This is a genomic window from Bacteroidales bacterium, from assembly GCA_018334875.1.
Taxonomy (GTDB): Bacteria; Bacteroidota; Bacteroidia; order Bacteroidales; family UBA12077; genus JAGXLC01.
In genome coordinates this window covers 1-3583 of sequence record JAGXLC010000419.1, presented here as the reverse complement: position 1 = coordinate 3583, position 3583 = coordinate 1, and the positions used below count along the sequence as shown (strand labels likewise).

Here is a 3583-nt window from a genome sequence, read left to right as displayed (position 1 = left end):
TAAACAGTATGCAGCGATATAGCTACAGGGACAGCAGTAGAGACGCAATGCTTGCGTCTCGGAGATTGGGGCACGACTGCACGAAAGAACGACGGCACGACGGCACGACGGCACGAAGGAGCGATATTGGTGTGTTGAATGGATGGGTGGACGAATAAGGGAAGAAGAGAATAAGAGAAGATGAGAAAACGGGAACTGGGAAGAGGGGAAGAAGGGAAGAAGGGAAGAGGAGAAGATGAGAATAGTAGGGAGTTTTGAGTAGTGAGTTGAATGTACTGAGAAATTTAGCTACTGGCAACCCGAGACCCGAGACTCGAGACGCGGGACCCGGGACCTGGTACAACAAGCTCCTGCTCCTTGCCCTGAGCCCTGCGCTCTATGCTCTGCGCCATATTCAATCATTAACCTGAATATAATCTTTTAACTTAAGAATACACGAATCATGGGCATTATCATAGCAATAACGATCATTCTGGTTTGGCTGGGGCATCTGGTGTATACCCTTATTCATGTTGCACCGGATCCTGCTTCGCCATATACTTACCTGCACATAGTGGTTCAGGGATATCTGTTCACCGGCTTGTTTATAACGGGCCATGATGCCATTCATCGTTCCATTTCGGGGAAAAGATGGGTCAATGATCTGTTTGGATGGCTGGCTTCTGCGCTTTTTGCAGGATTATCCTACAAAAAACTGACCAAAAATCACTGGTTACATCACCGTTTCCCCGGAATGCCAGAAGATCCTGACTTTTATGTCAAATCCCGGAATTTTTGGCGCTGGTGGCTGACTTTTATGTACCGGTATGTTACTGTATTTCAGATACTGATCATGGCTGCGGCCTTCAATTTACTGCTGATCTGGTTCAATGAATCTTCCTTGTTGGTTTTCTGGATTATACCTGCTTTTCTGGGAACTTTTCAGATGTTTTATTTTGGGGTTTATCAGCCCCATAAGCTGCCCCACAGGAATTGGATGAAACCTTATAACTCCCGGACACAACGGAAAAATCATCTCCGGGCCATGCTGTCGTGCTATTTTTTTGGCTACCATTATGAACACCATGATTCCCCAACCACACCCTGGTGGAGACTTTATCAAACCAAAGCAGCAACATGATAAAAGCCCGGCATCTTTGGATTTATTTGAGTTTTTTTCGGTTGTATTCCCGGTTGATGATCCACCGGCATTTTCGGAATGTGACCATTAAGGGTGATATTCCCGAACGGGGCATGCCGGTTTTGTTGATCATGAATCATTTTAGCTGGTGGGACGGATTTTTTGCCGATTATCTGAATGGTAAGATTTTTCACAGAAAATTTCACGTTATGATGTTGGAGGAGCAGTTGAAAAAACGTATGTTTCTGAATAAAGCCGGTGTTTATTCCATCAGGCAGCATTCCCGTTCGGTTATGGACTCCCTGCACTATACCCGGCAGTTGCTGATGGACCCTTCCAATCTTGTAACCGTCTATCCCCAGGGAAAAATCCGTTCCATGTTTCATTATCCCCTGCGGTTTGAAAAAGGGATCACCAAAATAGTAAGCGGACTTGAGAACAAAGTGCAGATTGTCTTTGTAACAACACTGGTGGATTATTTTTCACACCGGAAGCCTGCCCTTACTTTTGGCTTGAAGGAATATCATCCCGGAGGTAATTTAACGCTGAAAGATATGGAAAGCTCTTTTAATGAGCATATGCAGGAAATGATCAACCAACAAAAAGAATAAGCCATGATTCTTGAGATAATAGCCTGGATCGTTATTGTTTTTGCCTTGATGCGCTTGATCGTCGCCTCGCTGAATTATTTTACCCGGCCTTATCTGCGCGATTATCCCCTTTCCTCTTATCCTTTTGTTTCCATTCTGATCCCTGCCAGAAATGAAGAGAAGAATCTGCCGGTACTGTTGGAGTCTCTTATAAAACAGGATTATACGAATTATGAACTTATTGTTTATGACGATCACTCGGAGGATAGAACCCGTCAAATACTGCAACAATATACTGAGAAAGACCAACGGGTAAGCTGGATGAGGGGGAATCAGCAGATTCCTCCCGGATGGACCGGTAAAAACCATGCCTGTCATCAACTGGGTAAGCAAGCCGGAGGAGATATCCTGCTTTTTCTGGATGCCGACGTGGTGGTCAGCACCGATATGTTGAAGAAAGCCATAGGTACTTTTCGTTATTACAGGTTATCCCTGTTATCCCTATTTCCCCATCAGCTAATGAGGAGCCGTGGTGAATGGCTCACCGTGCCACTGATGAACTGGATATTGCTGGGCCTCCTGCCACTTGTGTTGGTCCGGAAAAGCCCAAAACCTTCACTTGCTGCTGCCAATGGTCAGTTTATGATGTTTGACGCCAGGGGATATAAAGCCCATTTATGGCATAAGCAAGTCAGACAAAATCTTGCTGAAGATATAATCATCAGCAGAATGATGAAAAAATACGGATACGACACAGCAACGCTGCTGGGCAATAATGATGTTATGTGCAGGATGTACAGCTCCTGGCGTGAAGCCGTCAATGGATTTGCAAAGAATGTGCTGGAATTTTTCGGAGGCAATCCTTTAATGGCCATTGGTTATATTTTATTGACATTTTCCGGGGTTGTTGTTATTCCGCTCTCGTTGGGCCGGGGATGGTTCGGCTTTTATATATTACTGGTGCTGCTGATACGGATCTTTATTTCCTTGGCCAGTATGCAGAGCGTTTGGAAAAATATCCGGCTCCATCTTCTTCAGATGGCCTCATTTTTATATATTGTTGTCAAAGGCATAAAAGTTAAACTGACCGGCCATTATCATTGGAAAGGCCGAACAACAGGAGGAAATTTATGAACAGCACAAAACTACTTTTCATCTTTATTTTTCTTCTCATTCTGGGTGGAACTGTGAAGGGTTATCCGGGTGAGGATGAATACAGGAATAAATTTTATCAGGCTTACATTTCGGGAGAGATGAAGCAATGGCCTGACTGGATAAGGCAAATGGAGATGACCTATAACCACCGGAAAGATCCCGGATTATTATATGATATTGTTGTGGCCCATTATGGCTATGTGGCTTTTTTAATAGGAGTTGACAAAGAGGATGTCGCCGCTGAATACATAGAAAAAGGGGAGGAGTATCTTGAAGAATTAAAAGATCACGCGCAATATAAGACTTACTATGAAGCCATGAAGGGTGCCTTTCTTGCTTTTAAGATCGGAATAAAGCGTTCGCGGGCTGTTTTTCTGGGTCCCCGGAGCATGGAGCATATCAACCGGTCTGTTGAGCTTGATTCCACCAATCCATTGGCATGGGTTGAGAAAGGCAATGCCGAATATCACATGCCGAGAATTTTTGGAGGAAGTTATGATAAAGCTGCACAATATTATGAGGAAGCCATTCATTATTTTGAAAAACAGAAAAACGATCAAAATAGCTGGCAATATTTGAATGCACTGGCCTGGCTTGCCCAGGCATACGACAAAGCCCGGAAGAAGGAAAAGGCTGCGGAAACGTACCGGAAAATTCTGGCGTTGGAACCTGAATTTAAGTGGGTAAAGGAAGAGCTTTATCCGGAGTTTAAAGAAGG

Annotated in this window: 4 protein-coding genes; all 4 read left to right on the top strand. The window is 44.2% G+C overall.

Annotated features, from left to right (window positions below):
* Positions 1–442: 442 nt before the first annotated feature.
* Positions 443–1120, top strand: a complete 678-nt coding sequence (locus KGY70_19140) for a fatty acid desaturase (protein MBS3777317.1) — start codon at positions 443–445, stop codon at positions 1118–1120.
* Complete coding sequence (locus KGY70_19135) at positions 1117–1731, top strand: 1-acyl-sn-glycerol-3-phosphate acyltransferase (GenBank protein MBS3777316.1); 615 nt, start codon at positions 1117–1119, stop codon at positions 1729–1731. The genes KGY70_19140 and KGY70_19135 overlap by 4 nt, the downstream gene beginning before the upstream one ends.
* Before the next feature lie 3 nt (positions 1732–1734).
* Positions 1735–2844: a glycosyltransferase family 2 protein gene (locus KGY70_19130; protein MBS3777315.1), complete on the top strand. Its 1110-nt coding sequence runs from the start codon at positions 1735–1737 to the stop codon at positions 2842–2844.
* On the top strand, positions 2841–3583 hold a 743-nt coding region (locus tag KGY70_19125), incomplete at its 3' end, for a hypothetical protein (protein ID MBS3777314.1). The genes KGY70_19130 and KGY70_19125, both read left to right, overlap by 4 nt.